Origin of the sequence: Comamonas sp. C11, assembly GCF_024496285.1 — a bacterium.
Taxonomy (GTDB): Bacteria; Pseudomonadota; Gammaproteobacteria; order Burkholderiales; family Burkholderiaceae_C; genus Comamonas; species Comamonas testosteroni_F.
In genome coordinates this window covers 755907-775150 of record NZ_CP101743.1, presented here as the reverse complement: position 1 = coordinate 775150, position 19244 = coordinate 755907, and the positions used below count along the sequence as shown (strand labels likewise).

15 protein-coding genes are annotated in these 19244 nt (G+C 65.1%); 5 read left to right on the top strand and 10 right to left on the bottom strand.

Features of this window, described 5'->3' with window-relative positions; genetic code table 11:
• Nucleotides 1-89: 89 nt before the first annotated feature.
• The 7 genes from NOX35_RS03485 to NOX35_RS03455 all read right to left on the bottom strand — a co-directional run bounded on the left by NOX35_RS03485 (nucleotide 90) and on the right by NOX35_RS03455 (nucleotide 9429).
• Nucleotides 90-902, bottom strand: coding sequence for an ABC transporter ATP-binding protein (locus NOX35_RS03485; RefSeq protein ID WP_256495738.1), 813 nt, complete (start codon nucleotides 900-902; stop codon nucleotides 90-92).
• 109 nt (nucleotides 903-1011) lie between these two features.
• Nucleotides 1012-2004, bottom strand: a complete 993-nt coding sequence (gene ntrB / locus NOX35_RS03480) for a nitrate ABC transporter permease (RefSeq protein WP_182285610.1) — start codon at nucleotides 2002-2004, stop codon at nucleotides 1012-1014.
• 26 nt (nucleotides 2005-2030) lie between these two features.
• On the bottom strand, nucleotides 2031-3302 hold the full coding sequence (locus NOX35_RS03475; protein ID WP_256495737.1) for a CmpA/NrtA family ABC transporter substrate-binding protein: 1272 nt from the start codon (nucleotides 3300-3302) through the stop codon (nucleotides 2031-2033).
• Nucleotides 3303-3561: 259 nt separating this feature from the next.
• Entirely contained in the window at nucleotides 3562-4887 is a 1326-nt protein-coding gene (locus NOX35_RS03470; RefSeq protein ID WP_256495736.1) for a nitrate regulatory protein, read from the bottom strand.
• 6 nt (nucleotides 4888-4893) lie between these two features.
• Nucleotides 4894-5319, bottom strand: coding sequence for a DUF2809 domain-containing protein (locus NOX35_RS03465; RefSeq protein WP_256495735.1), 426 nt, complete (start codon nucleotides 5317-5319; stop codon nucleotides 4894-4896).
• A 12-nt stretch (nucleotides 5320-5331) separates the two neighbouring features.
• Complete coding sequence (locus tag NOX35_RS03460) at nucleotides 5332-6360, bottom strand: tripartite tricarboxylate transporter substrate binding protein (protein WP_182285608.1); 1029 nt, start codon at nucleotides 6358-6360, stop codon at nucleotides 5332-5334.
• A 195-nt stretch (nucleotides 6361-6555) separates the two neighbouring features.
• Entirely contained in the window at nucleotides 6556-9429 is a 2874-nt protein-coding gene (locus NOX35_RS03455) for an Hsp70 family protein (protein ID WP_256495733.1), read from the bottom strand.
• A gap of 196 nt (nucleotides 9430-9625) precedes the next feature.
• Here NOX35_RS03455 and NOX35_RS03450 point away from each other — a divergent pair, with 196 nt between their 5' ends.
• Entirely contained in the window at nucleotides 9626-10657 is a 1032-nt protein-coding gene (locus NOX35_RS03450) for a porin (RefSeq protein ID WP_256495732.1), read from the top strand.
• 253 nt (nucleotides 10658-10910) lie between these two features.
• Here NOX35_RS03450 and NOX35_RS03445 read toward each other — a convergent pair whose 3' ends face one another.
• Together NOX35_RS03445 and NOX35_RS03440 are read right to left on the bottom strand one after the other, a co-directional pair.
• Nucleotides 10911-12887, bottom strand: a complete 1977-nt coding sequence (locus NOX35_RS03445) for an Hsp70 family protein (RefSeq protein ID WP_256495731.1) — start codon at nucleotides 12885-12887, stop codon at nucleotides 10911-10913.
• A gap of 3 nt (nucleotides 12888-12890) precedes the next feature.
• Nucleotides 12891-13568 (bottom strand): DUF2760 domain-containing protein, encoded by a 678-nt coding sequence (locus NOX35_RS03440; protein WP_256495730.1) that lies wholly within the window; start codon nucleotides 13566-13568, stop codon nucleotides 12891-12893.
• A 472-nt stretch (nucleotides 13569-14040) separates the two neighbouring features.
• On the opposite strand from NOX35_RS03440, the gene NOX35_RS03435 reads away from it, so the two are divergent.
• Nucleotides 14041-14952: a transporter substrate-binding domain-containing protein gene (locus NOX35_RS03435; protein WP_182285603.1), complete on the top strand. Its 912-nt coding sequence runs from the start codon at nucleotides 14041-14043 to the stop codon at nucleotides 14950-14952.
• A 127-nt stretch (nucleotides 14953-15079) separates the two neighbouring features.
• Here the strand turns inward: NOX35_RS03435 and NOX35_RS03430 are convergent, their stop codons facing one another.
• On the bottom strand, nucleotides 15080-15997 hold the full coding sequence (locus tag NOX35_RS03430) for a LysR family transcriptional regulator (RefSeq protein WP_034381395.1): 918 nt from the start codon (nucleotides 15995-15997) through the stop codon (nucleotides 15080-15082).
• A gap of 171 nt (nucleotides 15998-16168) precedes the next feature.
• Here NOX35_RS03430 and NOX35_RS03425 point away from each other — a divergent pair, with 171 nt between their 5' ends.
• The 3 genes from NOX35_RS03425 (at nucleotide 16169) to NOX35_RS03415 (ending at nucleotide 19194) form a co-directional block, all read left to right on the top strand.
• Nucleotides 16169-17587, top strand: coding sequence for a VOC family protein (locus tag NOX35_RS03425; protein WP_182285602.1), 1419 nt, complete (start codon nucleotides 16169-16171; stop codon nucleotides 17585-17587).
• Complete coding sequence (locus tag NOX35_RS03420; protein ID WP_256495727.1) at nucleotides 17584-18822, top strand: PLP-dependent aminotransferase family protein; 1239 nt, start codon at nucleotides 17584-17586, stop codon at nucleotides 18820-18822. Before NOX35_RS03425 ends, NOX35_RS03420 begins: the two co-directional genes overlap by 4 nt.
• A 192-nt stretch (nucleotides 18823-19014) precedes the next feature.
• On the top strand, nucleotides 19015-19194 hold the full coding sequence (locus tag NOX35_RS03415) for a hypothetical protein (RefSeq protein WP_012836954.1): 180 nt from the start codon (nucleotides 19015-19017) through the stop codon (nucleotides 19192-19194).
• Nucleotides 19195-19244: the final 50 nt, after the last annotated feature.

Sequence of the window (19244 nt, the reverse complement as noted above, 5' to 3'; positions counted from 1 at the left end):
GCACCATCCTTGTGCCTGTGCGCCGCTTTGCTGTGCACCAAACAAACATGGCGCCCCAGGGCGCCATGCAACAGACATCGAGGCGAGGCTCAGGCCGCTTTTTCCACATGGCCCTGGCGCGTGTAGAGAAAGTCGATCACCGCCTTGCGGTAGCTTTGATACTGGGCATCCTCGGCCAGCTCCACCCGGCTGCGCGGGCGTGGCAGTGCCACATGCAGCGCCTCGCCAATCGTGGCAGCGGGACCGTTGGTCATCATCACGATCTTGTCGGACAGCAGCACGGCCTCGTCCACATCGTGCGTGACCATCACCACGGTGCTCTGGGTGCGTGCCACGATCTCCAGCAACTCGTCCTGCAGCTTGGCGCGCGTCAGGGCATCGAGGGCGCCGAAGGGCTCGTCCATGAGCAGCACCTGGGGCTCCATGGACAGGGCGCGGGCAATGCCCACGCGCTGCTTCATGCCGCCCGAGATTTCGCCGGGACGCTTTTGCGCCGCATGGCTGAGGCCCACCATGGCCAGCGCCGCATCGGTGCGCTGCGCCAGTTGTGCCTTGCTTTCGCGCTTGCCGAAGACACGCTCCACGGCCAGGTGCACATTGCCCCAGCAGCTCAGCCAGGGCAGCAGCGAGTGGTTCTGGAAGACCACCGCACGCTCGGGGCCGGGGCCCTTGATCTCCTTGTTGGCGCACAGCAATGCACCGCCCGTGGGAATGGTCAGGCCGGCAATCAGATTGAGCAGCGTCGACTTGCCGCAGCCCGAATGCCCGATGAGACTTACGAACTCGCCCTTGGCAATGTTCAGATTGATGTCGCGCAGCGCGGGAAACAGGCCCTTGGCGGTCTTGAAGGTCTGCTCCACCCCGTGGATCTCGATGTACTTGGTGCTGAGAGATGTATGCATGAGGTACTCCTTGCTATTTTTCGAGGCCACCGTGGCGCCGGCTTTGCCGGGCCACCGGTGGTGCCCCCTTGAGGGAGTGACGCGCCCGAGGGCGCGGCTCAGGGGTGGGTTAAGTCTTGACCTCTTCAAACGTAAAGGCCGAAGCCAGCTTGACCAGGGCCCACTCCAGCACCAGGCCCACGATGCCGATCACGAAGATGGCGATGATGATGTTCTTGACGTTGAGGTTGTTCCACTCGTCCCAGACCCAGAAACCTATGCCCACGCCGCCCGTCAGCATCTCGGCGGCAACGATCACCAGCCAGGCCGTGCCCACGGCCAGGCGCACGCCGGTCAACATATAGGGCAGCACGGCAGGAAACAGAATGGTGGTGGCGATCTTCCACTCCGACAGATTGAGCACGCGCGCCACATTCATATAGTCCTGGGGCACACGCTGCACGCCCACGGCGGTGTTGATGACCATGGGCCAGATCGAGCAGATGAAGATGGTCCAGATGGCTGCCGGATTGGCGCCCTTGAACACCAGCAGGCCGATAGGCAGCCAGGCCAGCGGCGATACCGGACGCAGCAGGCTGATCAAGGGGTTGAACATGCGCGACAGAAAGCTGAAGCGTCCGATCGCGAAGCCCAAAGGGATGCCGACCAGTGCCGCCAGACCGAAACCCAGGGCCACGCGCTGCAACGAGGACAGCACATTCCAGCCCACGCCCTGGTCATTCGGTCCGTTGCGGTAGAAGGGATCGCTGAACACCTGCAAGGCCTGCTCCCAGGTCTCCGCCGGGGTAGGAATGCTCTTGCCGGTGCTGCTCGATACCAGCGACCACAGGCCAACCAGCAGCGCCAGCCCCAGCAGCGGCGGCAGGGCCTGACCAAATAGCTGTTCAGCCCATTGGCGCAAGCGGCTGGGTGCCACCGCAACCGCAGCCGTGACCATCGCTTTGGGTTTGATATCTTTTTGCACTTCAGCCTTTACAAGTTCTGCGCCAGAAGCTATCTCTTTTGAAGTTTCGAGCAGCGCATCATTGGCCGCCTGGGCTGCCAGTTGCGGATCGTGCGGGGGGTCGAGTTCGAGCGGCGCGTGAAGTACGGCACTGACCATGATGGTTCTCCTGTCGGGTGGCGGCCTCAGGCCTTGATCTTGAAGCTGTCGGCGTACTGGGCAGGGTTCTTGCCGTCCCAGACCACGCCGTCGATCAGCTTGCTGCTGCGCAGCACATCCTTGGGCACGCTGACCTTGAGCTGGCTTGCCGCCTGCTGGTAGAGGTCGATGCGATTGATCTGCTTGGCCACGGCCAGATAGTCGGGATGAGCCTTGAGCAGGCCCCAGCGCTTGTGCTGGGTAAGAAACCACATGCCGTCCGAGAGATAGGGGAAGTTCACGGCCCCGTCGTTGAAGAACTTCATGTGGTTGGGGTCGTCCCAGGTCTTGCCCAGTCCGTTCTGGTAGCGCCCCAGAATGCGCTGGTTGATGGCGTCCACGCTGGTGTTGATATAGGACTTCTGGGCCACGGTCTCGGCCATCTTGGTCTTGTTCTGCAGGCTGGCGTCGATCCAGCGGCCGGCCTCGAGAATCGCCATCATCACGGCGCGGCAAGTGTTGGGATTCTTCTGTGCGAACTCGCCCGTGGTGCCCAGCACTTTCTCGGGGTGATCCTTCCAGATATCCTGCGTGGTATTGGCCGTAATGCCTATGCCGTCCATGATGGCGCGGTGATTCCAGGGCTCGCCCACGCAGAAGCCATCCATATTGCCCACGCGCATATTGGCCACCATCTGGGGCGGTGGCACGGTGATCAGCTTGGCCTCGGACAAAGGGTTGATGCCCGCAGCCGCCAGCCAGTAATGCATCCACATGGCATGGGTGCCTGTGGGGAAAGTGCCGGCAAACGTGTATTCGCGTTTTTCCCTGGCCATCACCTTGGCCAGGCTGGCTCCGTCCACCGCGCCCTTGTCGGCCAGGGCCTTGGAGAGCGTTATCGCCTGGCCGTTGTTGTTCAGGCTCATGAGCACGGCCATGTCCTTCCTGGGGCCGCCCACACCCAGATGCAGGCCGTAGACCAGGCCATAGAGCACATGGGCGAAGTCCAGCTCGCCGTTGACCAGCTTGTCGCGCACGCCGGCCCAGCTTGCCTCCTTGCTGGGGACGATCTTCACGCCGTATTTCTGATCGAAGCCCAGCACCGAGGCCATGACCACGCTGGCGCAATCGGTCAGCGGGATGAACCCGATCCTGACCTCCTTCTTCTCCGGCGCGTCGGAGCCTGCGGCCCAGGCGCCATGGTGGCCCAGCGTGCCATAGAGGGCAGCAGCACCGGCCACGCGCAGAAACTCACGCCGGCCACCGGCAGATACGGGCTCGGGCGCAGGAACAGTAGACGAAGGAAGGCGCTGGCTCATGAGAAAACTCCATCAAGAATCGTGGTGAAGGCGATCCGGAAAACAAAAAGGCGCCCTTCCCTCCTCGGGTGTGAGGAGAAAAGGACGCCGTTGTCCCAGGTCACTCGTAATAACGCTTTAAGCGCGACCGCCTTTGGTCTGCTTGACATCAACAGTCATGCACAAACCATGCCAGGCCTTGATCAGAGGCGGAGCAGGCTTTGCGCCTCCGGTTTTGGCCCATATTTGGTGCAGCACAACAAACACAGCGCAGCCAAGGCTATGAATTGGTGCTGCCCGGCAGCAGGTCCACCGTGGCCAGAATCGCCTCGGCCACATCCAGCATGCGCCGGTTCTGGTTCATGGCCGTCTGCCGGATCAGTTTGTAGGCATCGCCCTCGCTGAGCTGGCGGTAGTTCATGAGCACGCCCTTGGCCCGCTCTATGGTCTTGCGCTCCTTGAGCGTGGCGCGTGCCTTGTCGATTTCGGTCTGCATGTCCTGCAGCCGCATGGATTGCTCCTGCACCAGCAAGACAATGCTTTTCTCGAGCTGCAACCCATATGCGCCCTCAGCAGGAAAGGAGGCGGCTGACTGCGTGGCCCCCAGAAAGGCTGCAGCCGCTTCGGCGCGAGTCCCCGGCTGCGGCTGCATCTCCAGCAGCGCCAGTTGCTGGCAGAGCGCGGCGCCGGCCTGCTCCAGCTTGCGCAGACATTGGGCCTGCAGTTCCTCGGCCAGGAATGCCTCAATCTGGTGCATGGCGTCGAGCCGGCTGGAACAGGCTTCGAACCACGGCGAGCTCAGGCTGCGGTCCAGCGGCAGGCCGTCACCGGCCGTGCAGCCCATTCGACGCAGCCGCTCGATCACCGTCATATCGGGGCAGGCCCCGCATTGCTGCTGCCAGCGCTCCATCCCCGAGGGGCTGGCGAAGTCTGCAAACACCTGAAAGCAACGCTCCTGCGACTCGATCAGATGCAGCCAATGGCGCTGACGCTCCGTCCTGCCTACCCCTGCGGTAAACGCCGCAACCCCCGTGGCACGCTCCTGGCCCGCCAGCTCCTTGCCCTGCATGAAATGAAACAGCGCCACCAGCAATTTCGCGATATCGGGATCGCAAGCACTGTCCGCCGCCTCGAACACCACGGTCAGGCAGGCCGCAATCATGCGGATCAACGCCTGAGTGCAGTCCTCGGCACTGAGCTGCAGCGCATCGCGCCGGCGGCGCAGCAGCGGCAGGGCTTCAAAGCCTTGCAGCGCATTGGCGATCGCATTGAACAGGCGAGCGCCATGCGCACCCGGCGCCCGCGCGCCCAGCTCTTCAAGCGCGAGGCAGACCCGCTCCATGACCCGGTCCACATGCAGGCCATGGTCGAGCAGGCTCTGCTGCGCCTGTGCTCCGCCGCTGACCAGAAAGATATTCGAGAGACCGCGCTCTTTTTGCAGCGCATGGACGAGCTCGGACACGCTCGCCACCAGGCTGCTGGCGCGGCTGATCTGCTCCAGCTCGGCAATCTCGCTTTGCCTTGCAGCCACCAGATAGTGCAGAGGCGTTTTCATGGGGTAGTGCTTGTCGTCATGTTGATGCCATGGACGATCAGCACGATTCATGCCATCTCAGGCAAGGCGACGCTGCCGCTTCTCCCAGAGCCGGTCCACCATGGCGCCCGCACCGATTCCCACGACATAGGCCAGCAGATCCAGGGGATCGAAGCCGTTGCCCAGCACCAGATAGGCCAGCTTGTTGGCACGCAGGGCCTGCATCCAGGGGGCCTGATAGAGCTGCAGGAACTCGATGGCAAAGGCGATGACCAGTGACCAGGCCATGAGCCTGCCGCGCGTGATGGCCGGCCGCAGCCAGGCCACGCACAGCAGCAGCACCCAGGCCCAGAGCGCATCGCCCGGATAGTTGCCCAGCACGACGGGAAAGGGCACGTAGCCCCGGCGCGAGGCCAGCCCGATGGCGATGACCGCCGCAATGAACAGGGTCAACACCATCCGTGAGCGACGAAAGGGTCCGGCAGCGGCCAGATGAATCAACAAGCTGCGTCCCCTTTAGTCGATATGCGCGCCGGAGTCCTTGACCACCTGCTTCCAGTACGCCAGCTCGGCCGGCAGCATGTCCTTGAAGCTTTGCGGCGTGGACTCCACGCGCTCGGCGCCCAGAGTCTTGAGGCGTTCGGCCATCTCGGGCCTGGCCAGCACGGTCTTCACGGCCTGATAAAGCTTGTCCACCACCGGCTGCGGCGTACCGGCCGGTGCGAACAAGCCGTACCAGCTGGTCACGGCCAGGCCCTTGCCCAGCACGGGGATCTCGGGTGCCAGCGAGGTCGGCCTGTCGGACGCCACGCCCAGCACGCGCAGCTTGCCGCTGCTGACAAAAGGCATCACGCCCGGAAAGCTGCCAAAGGTCACCGGCAACTGGCCGGCCACCACATCGGTGGCGGCGGCCGATGCCCCCTTGTAAGGCACATGCAGCAGGCTCACGTTCTTCTGTTTTTTCAGCATCTCGCCCAGCAGATGGTTGAGCGTGCCGTTGCCGGCAGAGGCGTATTCCACCTTGCCCGGATGCGCCTTGGCATAGGCCACCAGCTCGTCCAGATTTTTGGCCGGAAAGTTCGGGTTCACCACCAGCAGATAAGGCGCGACGGCCAGCTGCATTACGGGGGTGAAATCCTTGATGGGATCGAACGGCACCCTGGAATAAAGCGCCGGATTGATGGTGTAGGCGCTTTGCGCCGTCACCAGAAAGGTGTAGCCGTCGGCCGCGCTGCGCGCCACCTGGCCCGTGCCCAGATTGCCGTTGGCACCGGCGCGGTTTTCCACGATGACGGGCTGGCCCAGCGAATTCTCCAGCCCCTGCGCCACGGCTCGCGCAATCACATCGTTGGCACCGCCCGGTGCCTGGGGCACGACAAAGGTAATCGGCTTGGCAGGCCAGTTGCCGCCCTGCGCCAATGCTTGCGTCAGAGGAGCCGCCACCACGGCAGCCACCGCCGCAAGCAGCAGCGAGCGGCGTTGGTTTCCGGAGATAAAAACAGCGTTTCGCGCCATCTCGGTGCGCGCAGCTTCTTCAAACTTCATGGCAATCATTTCCTGTGGTGGTGGACATGGATGCTGCCAGCCCTCCATGCTGGCCTGTCGTCCCATGCAACAGGCCATTCTTGCATCGCTGACCGGAGGGCCTGAACAGCGCTCACTGTTCAGCCATCGCGTTTGGCAGGGGCAGCCTCCTGCAAATGCATTGACTCCAAGCCTGGCTGCGGCGGCACGGCATCTTCACAACAGCACCAGACCCGGCGGCAGGCTGTCGCCCAGGCTGCGCTTCTGGTCCTCGGCCTCCATCTGCACCACCTGCTCGACCATGGTCATCCAGCGCTCGGGCGCACTGCTGCTGCGCATCTTCTCCAGCACCTGCGCTCTGATGGCATCGGGCAGGTCACGCGCGCGGTCGCCCGTCATGCGGGCCATCTGCACAGCGGCAAACATTGCGGTTTCGTTCCTGCGCCAGTCCTGGGCCAGCGTGGCGTTCACAAACTCCAGAGCCGCCTCGGGCGGCATCACCAGATGGGCGTTGGCGGCCAGCGATTGGCGTGCCGCCAGGCGGCCTATGGCCCACCAGGTCTGCACGGTTTCATCCTCGCGCCTGAGGCGCTGCAGCATCCACTGCCCCATTTCCTGGCGGTACTGCCAGGGCACGGCCTCCATGGCCGCGAACAGGCGCAGCATGTCGTCATAGCTGCCATGGCTGGATTTGCCGCGCGTGTTCTGCTGCACGGCCTTGTGCATATGGCCGGCCACGTCTTCGAGCAGCTCCATCTGCCGGGTCTCGTTCAGACCCGCCGCCACGCGACGCCAGAACACCCACCACTCCGTCCAGTTGGCGGCCTCTTTGGCATGACCCAGGCCCTGGCCATACAAGGACCAGACCTGGTCTATGCGCCAGCCATCGAGTTCTGCACCCACGCCGGGGCGCAGACACCAGCCTGCGAGATTGAACCAGACGCGCTCATGGTCGGCCGTGCGGCGGCGGCGCCTGGAACGGGCCAGCAGCGCATCGAACAAGGCACGCAGCAGGTCCAGCTCCCAGCCCTCGCGCGGGCCGAGGACTCTCTCGAGCGACTGGCGCAGCTGGCGCACTTCCCGGGCCGTCACCTCCTGCGCCTGCGTGCCGAAGATGCGATCCACCAGGGCCACGGCTTCGGGCAGCCTGGCCATCAAAGAATTTGAAGATTTCCGGTCCTCAGCGCTTTGCGCATCTACGTTGTCAGCTATTGATTCGGAAGCTGCAGCACCACGCACGGCAAAAGACAGCAACCAGGACCGGCCTGCATCCGGCACGGCCACGCAGCGCACTTCCAGCGTGCCGACCTCGCTCATGCAGGCTTGCAGCTGCACCTCGACCTGGGCCGCAGCCCGACCTTCGGGCGCGGGCAGCACCGTGACCAAGGGCGGCAGCTCTACCCAGCCCTCACCGCTCAAAGGTGCAATCTGGCCGGGCTGCGCAGGCACATGGCTCTGGCTGTTGGCCAGCAAACTGAAGCGCACGGCCTGGCCCAGCTTGAGCGCAAAGCGCCGGCCAGAGAGCACCATGCGCACGCCCTCTTCCGTGCCACGCGGCAGCAGGCACAGGCCTTGCGGAGCCTCGCCTCTCTTGCCCGGCAGCAGCAACCAGTAGCTGCGTGCCGAACCGCCGCCAATGCGCGGCACCATGGTTTTGATCGCTGCTGATGCCTGCCCAGCCCGTGCTTCGGGCGGGTTGGGTGCGGCAACCTGAGTCGCCGCCAGCTCTGCCTGATGGCGGGCCAGTCCATAGGCCGCCGCACCGCGCGCCACGGCCCAGTCCGGGTGCGGGTTGTGCAGCACGCGCACCGGCCTGCCGCGCCAGCGGCCCAGCAATTCCGTCAGACGCTGCACCATGGCATGGGCGTGGAACACGCCGCCGTTGAGCAACACGGTATCGGGCAGCCCCCCGCTTGCATGCTGGGCGAGAAATTGCGCCAGATGACGACTGATGGCCGCATCGGCCGGATAGGGCAGACCAAAGCCGCGCAGCGCGCCCTGCCGCCTGGCGGGCATATCGCTGATCTGCACGACCGGCAAAAAGCCGTCGACCACCGACTGCCGCACCTGCTCGCGGGTCAACGTGACGCTTTGAGTCGCCGCCAGCAGCTTGCTGCCGCCCCCGAGCAAGGTGATGCCGATCTGCTCTGGCGCGTTCTGCGCCAGCAACTGCTCCTTGGCCATGCGGCAGCGCTGCACCAGTTGGGCAAAGCGCTGGACGGACAGCCTCTGGCCCTGGTCTCCCGCTTTGCCCGCAAACGCAGTCTCAAGCTGATGGGCCAGCGCCAGATCCATGTTGTCGCCGCCCAGCATCAGGTGTTCGCCGACAGCCGTGCGCGTCAGCGTGGGCAGGCCGCCGTCGGCCGATGCATCCACGCGGATCAGCGTCAGATCGGTAGTTCCCCCGCCCACATCCACCACCAGCACCAGCCGGCTGTCCGCCAGTTGCGCGGCCAGCTCATCACCCTGCAGCACCAGCCAGTCGTGAAACGCGGCCTTGGGCTCCTCCAGCAGTTGCACGCGCGGCAGACCTGCCATCTGCGCGGCCTCCAGCGTCAACGCACGTGCACCCTCGTCAAATGAAGCGGGCACCGTCAGCACCACGCTTTGCTGGTGCAGTGGCGCTTCGGGATGGGCTTTGTCCCATGCTGCTTTCACATGGGCCAGATAGGAGCTGGATGCCGCCAGCGGCGATACCTTGGTCACGTCCTCGCCTGTCCCCCAGGGCAGGATGGCAGCCGTGCGATCCACGCCGGTGTGCGAGAGCCAGCTTTTGGCACTGGCCACCAGCCGCCCCGGCACGGCAGCCCCCAGATCTCGCGCCCAGCGGCCTATGACGGCAGGCGCAGCTTCATCCGCGCCCTGCGGTGGCCAGGGCTGCTGCCAGGCCTCGCCCAGCTCGCCCTTTGCTGCCTGGTAACGTACCGAAGGCAGCAGAGGCTGGGCCACGACCTCGCCTGCCGTGCTGCGCTGCGGAATATCGAGCAGCGCGATATCACCCGTCGCACCGTCCAGCGCAACGCTTGCCACGACTGTGTGGCTGGTGCCCAGGTCTATGCCGACGGCGTGGGTGGGGCGAGATGGATGCATGGGCTGAGACGAAGACGCGTAAAACTCTGTCGCCGATCGTAACAAGAGCCGGATGCCCGAACCGCCTGCCGGGATGAGCTGCAGCCGCAACGACAACTGTCCAAAGCAGTGCACATTGGCTGGCACGGGATTTGCCTTGTAACAAGCGCGCAGGTTCGCGCAAGTTTCATAGCAAAGATCGAAGGCTAGTCGCTACATGCCAGTCAAAACAACAACTGTGTCTCGTGTCCTCCTCGCTGCTCTGGCCACCGCCGGAGCTTCCGCCGCTTTGGCACAAAGCAGCGTTCAGATCTACGGCCGTCTCAATACCTCGGTCGAACATCAGAAGGTCGGAGGCAGCAGCCTGACCGGGCTCTTCAACAACAACTCGCGCTTTGGCTTTGTGGGCAGCGAAGACCTGGGCGGTGGCCTCAAGGCCGGCTTCCAGCTCGAATCCGGCTTCGAATCCGATACCGGCGCCGGTACCGGCAGCAACGGCGCCCTGGCCTTTCAGCGTCAAAGCGAAGTCAACCTCTCGGGCAGTCTTGGCAAGCTGCGTCTGGGCCGTTTTGGTGCTGCCACCTATTTCGGCATTGCAGACTATGGTGCACTGGATGAGCCCAACCACGACACCGGCTCCATCGCCGATGCGCTCTATGACTACGTGATGCGCAACACCAACAAGATCGCCTATCGCAGCCCTGTGATGGCTGGTCTGACATTGGAAGCTCAGGCATCGCTACACGAGAAGACAACAGGCGCCGTGCAAAAGAACGGCTACGACCTCTATGCCAATTGGGAACGCGGCCCATTGGCCCTGGGCGCGGGCTTTACCCAGCTGGGTGACGACAAGCAGTTTGCCCTGCGCGGCCACTACCTCTGGAATGCGCTGCAGGTCGGTGCCTACTACCAGCGCTCGGACAACGGCTCGGGCTCGCTGTGCAGCAATGGCGGTGCCGGTTGCGGCACGCGTGACGCTGCGCGCGTGACTGCGGTCTACCGGGTCGGCGCTTCGGAGCTTGCCCTGGGCTACGGCTGGGCGAGCCGATGGAGCCATGTGCCCGGCAGCAGCGCGCGCCAGTGGATTCTCGGCTACAACCACCACCTGAGCAAACGCACCAAGCTCTATGCTGCCTACACGCGCATCGACAACGGGTCCGGCGTGGCCTATGGCTATAACTTCAAGGGCGGCGTGGGCTATGGGCAGGATGCCAGCAGCCTGAGCGTCGGTCTGCGCCACGCGTTCTAGACCTCTGCTTGATTGGCGGGCGCGCTCCATGTTGCTGGTGGGCGTGGCGCGCGCCATGCTACTCAAAAGAAGAGCTTGATGATCTTGCTCCTGGCGTGATTGGGCCTGAACCTTTTTGTGACATGCCTTTGCCACGGACAGCGGGCGGGTCTCGGCCGGACGTGCAGCCGCAAAAGAGAGAACAAAAGAGAGAACAAAAAAGCCCGCCAACCAATCGGCCAGCGGGCTGTCGCAGTCCAGCAACTCAGCGGCCTTACTCGGCGGCCTCCGCAGAGGTTTCTGCGCGCACATCGAATTCCACCTTCCAGCGCTCGCTTCCGCCCACAGGCACGGCATTGAGCTCCAGGGTGCCGATATCGGTCACGCGCGCCGCCAGGGTCACGGGCACCACCTCACCGGCCGCGCGGCCGGCGGCGGGCAGATTCAGCTCGATCTCCTGCAGCTCCACCAGTTCTTCAGGCGACCAGAAGTCCAGCATGGTGCCGACCTGATCGCTGCGGCGCACGGACGAGCCGAAGAAGCGCAGACGCACGGGCTCGCCCACGACCAGGCCGAACTCTTCGTCAGGCAGAGCGACTTCGGTGCCCTCTTCCATGCCGAACGGTGCCAGGCACAGGGCGGACAAGGGCGGCTCCATGCCGGGGATGGCGGGCATATTGCTCTCCACGCCCACGTAATAGGACTGGGCGGTGCCGCCGCGAATGCGCACGCCGCGACCGCTGGTGGCGATATGGCCGTAATAGGCCGCTCCGCGCGCCACGGCCAGATCGAGGTTGGCACCGTCCAGCAGACGCGCGGGCTCGCAGGCCTCGTCGTCCAGCCAGCCGTTGATGACTTCCAGGATGCGCTGCTCGATCTGGGGCGCCTTGAGCACGCCGCCATTGAACAGAATGGCCGTGGGGTGCAGAAAGGTGGAGCCGTCGATCTGCTCACCGTTCAGACCGTCAATCTCGGCCAGCGCATTGACCTGGCGGCTCAGGAAGGCCGCCAGATGGCGCGTGACGGCGGCATCCTGCGCATAGGGCAGGCCCAGCTGCGTGAGCGCGCCGCGCGCACGGGTCTTGGGCTTGTCGCTGACGGCCACCTTGGGGAAAAAGCCTTCGACCAGCATGGCCAGCACTTCGTCGCGTGTCACCTCGGTACGGATGCTGCCGCCGATGAGCTTGCTGCCCCGGCTGGGGACGACCACAGGCACGGCCTGCAGGCTGCTATCTGCCAGCAACTGCTCCTTGGCGGCGCGGCAGCCATGGGCCAGCGCGCGGGTTTGCCAGGCATCGAGCTGCTTGCCCTCGGCCGCAAGCTTGCGTGCCACGCCATAGGCCAGAGCCAGGTCCATGTTGTCGCCGCCCAGCAGAATGTGTTCGCCCACGGCAATGCGCTGCAGCTCCAGATTGCCTTCGCGCTCCAGCACGGCGATCAGCGACAGGTCGGTGGTGCCGCCACCCACGTCCACGACGAGGATGATGTCGCCATGCTTGACCTGCTTGCGCCACTGACCGCCGCTGGCCTGGATCCAGCTGTACAGCGCGGCCTGGGGTTCTTCGAGCAGCGTCAGCCTGGCAAAGCCCGCGGCCTTGCAGGCCTCGGCCGTCAACTCGCGCGCGGCGGGGTCGAACGATGCCGGGATGGTGACGGTGATGTCCTGCTGGGCAAACGGGGCCTCGGGGTGGGCCTGCTCCCAGGCGCGACGCAGATGCTCGAGATAGCGGGTGGAAGCGGTCAGCGGCGAAATGCGGCTGACTTCCTCGGGAGCATCGGCGGGCAGAATGCCGGCACGGCGATCGACGCCGGGGTGGCAGAGCCAGCTCTTGGCGCTGCTCACCAGGCGGATGGGCGTGGCCGCGCCACGGCTGCGAGCGAATTCACCAGTGATGAAGTCGCCGGGCGCGCCGGGCAGGCTGCGCTCGGCCTCGGTCAGCTCGCTCTCGTGCGGCAGATAGAGAAAGGACGGCAGCAGGGGCCTGGCCTCGACACTGCCGGGAGCCGTGAGCTGGGGAATGTCCAGCACGCCCTGCACCACCTTCTCGCCATCGCTGGCGGTCTTGTTCACATAGGACAGCGCGCAGTGGGTGGTTCCCAGATCGATGCCGATGCTGTAGCTGGCGCCGACAGACTGGGCTTGGGCCTGGCCTGCTGGGCCTTGCAGCTGAGCGGCAGCAGCCACGGAATCAGGAGTGCTCGCAGCTTGACTGGCCGCACCCGATGCGGCGATGGAGGCAAACATATTCATGGCTCACAGCTCCACTTCGGCCTGGGCGATGACCTTGGCGGCCTGAATGTCGATGAGCTGGGGCAGCCTGACCTCCGTCACCAGCCAGCCGCGGTGGGACAGCGTGCCGGTGAACGGTGGCTGGCCGAGCACATTGCCCGTCAGGCGCACGGCAGCGGCGTCAAAGCCGGCCGGCAATGTGATGCGCGAGCCTTCGGCTTCGCTGCACACAGGGGAGAGCGTGAAATGCTCGCGCAGCACCTTGCGGCAGCCTTCATGCACCACGCGCGCGGCGGCACCGATTTCGGCATCGGTATAGGGGGCGACGTCTTCCTGGATGAAGTCCACAAAGCGGGCCTCGCGCTGCATCAGTCCCAGCAGTTGCAGGGCGGCGCTGTCGGTGGCGACGAGCTTTTCCACCTCGACGGTTTTTTCGATCAGCTTCTCGACCGGAACCTCGACGCGCTTCTCGACGGTCTTTTCCACGATTTTCTCGACCGGCACTTCGACACGGACCTCGACGATCTTCTCGACCGGCACTTCCACGCGCACTTCCTTGGGCGCAACGTCGGCGGCAAAGGCCTCACCGGCGCGCACACGGTTCACGTCGGCGGCCAGACGGCCGTTACCGAGGATGGCAAAGAAACTGCCGATCGCGATGGCGATGCGGCTCAGGAATGAGGGGGGGGTATTGGCAGTCATGGAGTCTGTCTCAAAACGGGTTCACGCACGCACAACCATTCTGTGGCGCCCTTGCGGGCTGGGCTGCGCGAACCGAAAACGGAGCCTGACAAGGCGGCAGCAGCACGGCCGGCCCTGGCGATACAAGGCTGGACGCGTCGCAAACGAATGCAGAATGCGCGCGGGCCTGTGCAACAGGCGCAGATATTACCCAAAAAGCCCGATCTGCCCTCCCGCTATGGCTTTGCCGCTCCGGCTGCCGCGCCGGAACGCGCGCTGCCGGGTCATACGCAGCAAGCATGACCTTCTTCCGTTTCATCGTTATGAAGCCGCCGCCATTTGCCGGATAGTTGCTGCAGGACATTGACACACAGGCCGTTGCGGCCACAGGTCCTGCCGGTTCAAGGGCTGCAGCAATGCGCGGCACCAGGAACGACCGAACAACAACTGCATTGCGTTTTCCATACGCCCACTTTCCGAGGAGACCTCCCCCATGCGCCTGATGACCGCGAACATAACGCTGGCATGTACCGCCCTTGTAGCCGCCATGGCCGCCGCTGGCGTCCAGGCCCAGACCACTTCCGGCAGCACGCTGGAAAAACTGCAGAAGACCGGCAAGGTGGTCATCGGCGTGCGCGAAAGCTCGGCCCCCATGGCCTATGCCATAGGCGCCAACCACCGCTTCACCGGCTACCACGTGGAGCTGTGCGAGAAGGTTCTGGCCCAGATCGCGCCCAGTGCCAAGATCGAATACATGGCCATCACCGCGCAGAACACCATGCCGCTGGTGCAGAACGGCACGGTGGATCTGGGCTGCGGCCCCACGACCAACAACCTCAGCCGCCAGAAGCAGGTCTCGTTTGCCGTCACTACCTATGTCAGCCAGGTGCGCATGGCCGTGCGTGCGGACTCGCCCGTGACCTCGTTCAAGCAGCTGGACGGCAAGACCGTGGCAGCTTCGGCAGGTACCACCGCCGTGCAGCTGCTGCGCAAATACAGTCATGACAACAATGTGAAGCTGCCGACCCAGCTGGGCAAGGACCATTTCGAGAGCTTTCTGATGCTGGAGTCCGGCCGCGCTGACGCTTTCGTGCTTGACGACAATCTGCTGGCCGGCGTGATCGCCAACTCCAAGGACCCCAGAGGCTACAAGATCGTGGGCGAGGCGCTGGGATCGGAGCCCATCGCGCTGCTGATGCGCAAGGACGATCCCGGCTTCAAGAAGGCCGTGGACGATGCCCTGGTGCGCATGATGAAGTCCGGCGAGGTGGCGAAGATCTACGACAAATGGTTTATGCAGCCCATTCCGCCCAAGGAAATGCCGCTGAACCTACCCATGAGCGAGACGCTCAAGCAGCTGCTGCAAGCGCCCAATGACAAGCCACTGGAAGCCTACAACAGCTGAAGCAACCACTGGCCTGTGCTTGAAGCCATGCTTTATTGATAGCTGGTTGCGCCTGTTGATAAATCACTTCAGGCATATTCATGGCTGAATCCCTTGAAGGAGCTGCGCTGGCAGCTCCTTTTTTCCATTACAGCGGTGCAGAGGAAGCGAACTCCTGCGCAACCTGCTTGAGCCAGCCCTGGAAGGCCTGCAGCGGCGGATAGGCCGAGCGGCTGGTCGGCCAGGCCAGGTAGTAGCGCTCGGCGCTTTGCACCTCGGGCAGCTGCGGCAGGGCCTGGACCAGATCGCCGGCCTGCAGCTCGCGCAGGATCAGAAACTTGGGCAGCAGCGCCACGCCCACGCCGGCAATCGCCGCCTGCGCCGCCGTGGCGAACTGATCGAACAGCATGCCCTGCATATCGCCGCCCTGGCAACCCTGGCTGCCGAACCAGCGCTGCCAGGCGTCGGGACGCGACGCCAGATGCAGCAGTGGCGCGCGCAGCAGATCCTGTGGCCGGGCAAAACCATGGCGGGCCGCCACATCGGGACTGCAGGCCGGCACCACGGTCTCGCTCATCAGAAACTCCAGCTCCGCGCCCGGCCAGTTCGGCAGGCCGAAATGAATGGCTGCATCCACGGCTTCGAGCTGGAAATCGAACTGCGACAGCCGCGTCGTCAGATTGATGGTGATGCCCGGATGGGCGCTGAAGAACTGCGGCAGCCGCGGCGCCAGCCAGCGCGTGCCGAAGGTCGGCAGGATCGCCAGGTTCAGGCTCCCGCCCTGCGGATTGGTGCGAAAGCCCAGCGTGGCATTGGAGATGCGCGCAAGGGCGGCGCGGATCTCCTGCGCATAGGCCTGGCCCGCAGCGCTCAGGCGCACGGTCTGGCGCTCGCGCACGAACAGCTCCGTGCCCAGCCGCTCCTCCAGCGCGCGGATCTGGCGGCTGACGGCGCTTTGCGTGAGATGCAGCTCGGCGGCGGCCGCAGTAAAGCTCTGATGCCGCGCCGAGGCCTCGAAGGCGCAGAGCAGGGACATGGGGGGCAGAAAGCGACGGGATAGCTGCATGGAAGGAACCGGTAAGTGTGGGACTGCCAGCAGGTTCATTCCATTTAGGTATGACCTGAAGGCAGGATTATCGTTTGACCAAAGTCATGACGGCGCACAACATCCTGGATATTCCTGCGGCCACGCCAGCGGCGTAGCCATCCCACGAACCCAAGACCCTTCTGTTTCGTCATGAGCGCCACGCCCCACGCCTCCTCCACCGCTGCCCGTTTTGTCTCCTCCAACGAGATCCGCACGCGCTTCTCGCGGGCCATGTCCGAGATGTATCGCAAGGAAGTGCCCCAGTACGGGACCCTGATCGACCTGGTGGCCGATATCAACGCCCTGGCCCTGCAGGCCGACCCCGAGTTGCGCCAGCGCATGAGCAAAAGCGGCGAGCTCGAGCGCCTGGATGTGGAGCGCCATGGCGCCATCCGCGTGGGCACGGCCGAGGAACTGGCCACGCTGCGCCGCCTGTTCGCCGTGATGGGCATGGAGCCCGTGGGCTATTACGACCTCTCGGTGGCCGGCGTTCCCGTGCACTCCACGGCCTTTCGCCCCGTACACGACGAGGCGCTGCTGGCCAACCCGTTTCGCGTCTTCACCTCGCTGCTGCGCCTGGAGCTGATTGCCGATGAGGCACTGCGCGCGCAGGCTGCCGAAATCCTCCAGCGCCGTCGCATCTTCACGCCGCGCGCGCTGGAGCTCATTGCCCAGGCCGAGCGTGACGGAGGCCTGGACAGCAGCGACGCAGACGCCTTTGTGCAGCAGACCCTGGAGACCTTCCGCTGGCACAGCGATGCCACCGTGGACGCCGCCACCTACAACGCCCTGCAAAAAGCCCACCGCCTGGTCGCCGATGTGGTGTGCTTCAAGGGCCCGCACATCAACCATCTGACGCCACGCACGCTGGACATAGACATGGCCCAGGCCGATATGCCCACGCGCGGCATGGATGCCAAGGACGTGGTCGAAGGCCCGCCACAGCGCGCCTGCCCTATCTTGCTGCGCCAGACCAGCTTCAAGGCGCTCAAGGAGGCCGTGCGCTTTACCGATGCCGACGCCAACGCGGACAGTGCCGGCGCCCATACCGCCCGCTTTGGCGAGATCGAGCAGCGCGGCGTCGCGCTGACACGCAAGGGCCGCGCCCTGTACGACGAGCTCCTGGGCCTAGTGCGCGGCATAGACAGCGCGGGCAGCGCCGCGCCCGACTATGCACACCGCCTGCAACAGGTCTTCACGCAGTTTCCAGACACGCACGAGCAATTGCGCCGCCAGGGCCTGGCTTTCTACCGCTACCGCCTGACCGAACAGGCTCAGGCCCAGTTGCCCCAGGACGCTGCCGAGGCAGACCTGGAAGCGCTGATCGGCAAGGGACTGGTGCAGGCCGAGCCGATTACCTATGAGGATTTTCTGCCCGTGAGCGCGGCCGGCATCTTCCAGTCCAACCTCGGCGGCGAGGAGCAAAAGCAATACCAGGCCCATGCCGCGCAGCAGGTCTTCGAGAACGCGCTGGGCGCAAGCGTGCATGACGAAATCGCCTTGTACGAGGCCTCCGAGCAGCAATCCAGGGCCCAGGTTCTCGGGATGCTGGCGGGAGCTGCGGCATGAGTCAGGACAGCGCACTGGCTCCCTTTGCCGCCGTGTTTGCCGAGCCTGCGGGATCTCCGATACGCGAGCTGTTTCCCTATCTCTCGCGTCCCGGCATGATCTCGCTGGCCGGCGGCTATCCATCGCCCAGCCTCTTCGATGCCGAGGGCCTGGCCCTGGCCGCTGCGCAGGCCATGGCCCAGGGCCCGGGCGCGCTGCAATATGGCGCCACCGAAGGCATGGGCGAGCTGCGCGAGGCCCTGGCGCAGCAGGCGCACGAGCGCGGCATGCAGGCGACGGCCGCCGACATCCTCGTGACCACCGGATCGCAGCAGGCCTTTGACCTGCTGGTGCGCGTACTCGTGGAGCCCGGCGACACGGTGCTGGTCGAGGTGCCGGCCTATCCCGCCACGCTGCAGGCCCTGCGCCTGGCGCAGGCACGCATCCTGCCCATCCCCATGGACGAACAAGGCCTGCAGACCGAAGCCCTGGCCGATGTGCTGGCCGCGCTGCCCGCCGACCAGCGCCCCAAGCTGCTCTACACCGTGCCGAACTTCTCCAACCCGCGTGGCACGCTGCTGGCGCAGGAGCGCCGCGAAACCCTGGTGCAACTGGCCAGGCAGCACGGCTTCTGGGTAGTCGAGGACGATCCCTATGGCGAGCTGCGCTTCGACGAGCCCGGCGGCGTCCCCCAGGCCATGCCAGGCACTGTGCGCGCAGCGGGCGAGCGCCTGGCCGGGCCCGGCACCAACCCCGTCATCTATCTGTCCAGCCTGTCCAAGACCGTGGCCCCCGCGCTGCGCGTGGGCTGGATGCTGGCCGACGCGCCGCTGCTGCGCCGCTGCACGGTGGCCAAGCAGACAGCCGACCTGTGCACCTCGCCGCTGACGCAGTCGGTGGCCGCCTGCTATCTGGCCAGCGGCCGCTACCCGGCCACCGTGCAGCGCGCGCGCCAGGAATACCAGCGCCGCATGCTGGCACTGGTCCAGGGCCTGGACGCGGCGCCGGACAGCGGCATACGCTGCTCGCGCCCCGCGGGCGGCATGTTCGTCTGGGCCGAGCTGGACCACCGCATCGACCCGCAAAAGCTCTTCGACGCCGCCGTGGCCCAGGGCGTGGTCTATGTGCCAGGCAAGGCCTTCTATCCGGCCGACCCCGACCTGCACACGCTGCGCATGTCGTTTGCCGCGCCCGAGGTGCCGCAGATCGCGCAGGCCGTGGAACGCCTGTGCCGGGCCGCAGCGCAAAGCCGCTGAGATAAGGCACCCTGTGCCGCTTCGCGTCTTCCCCCTCTCTGGCTTCGCCGGAGGGGACGGCAAAGACGCTGCGGTGCGGCCCTTGCGCGGCGCCAAACCATGCACAGCGCCATGAAAGCACGGAGATACAGGAGCCCGGCTGCACCGGCCCGGGCTGCGCGGCATAATCGGGGCTCAGACATCTTCTCTGCCATGGCCTGCCTGCACCTGTCCACCGCCGCCCGCCTGCGCCGCTCTGCCCTCGCCGCAGAGCTGCCCGCGCGTGCCTGCGTGCTGCGTGCGCTGCACACACGCCGCCATGGCATTCCCACTGCATTCGTGAGCCTGAGCGGTGTCACGGCCATGCTTTCCGCCGCCGTGCGGATGGCTTGAAGCACACAGCTCACATCCTCCGCACGGCCTTCCCAAACAGCATTTCCCTG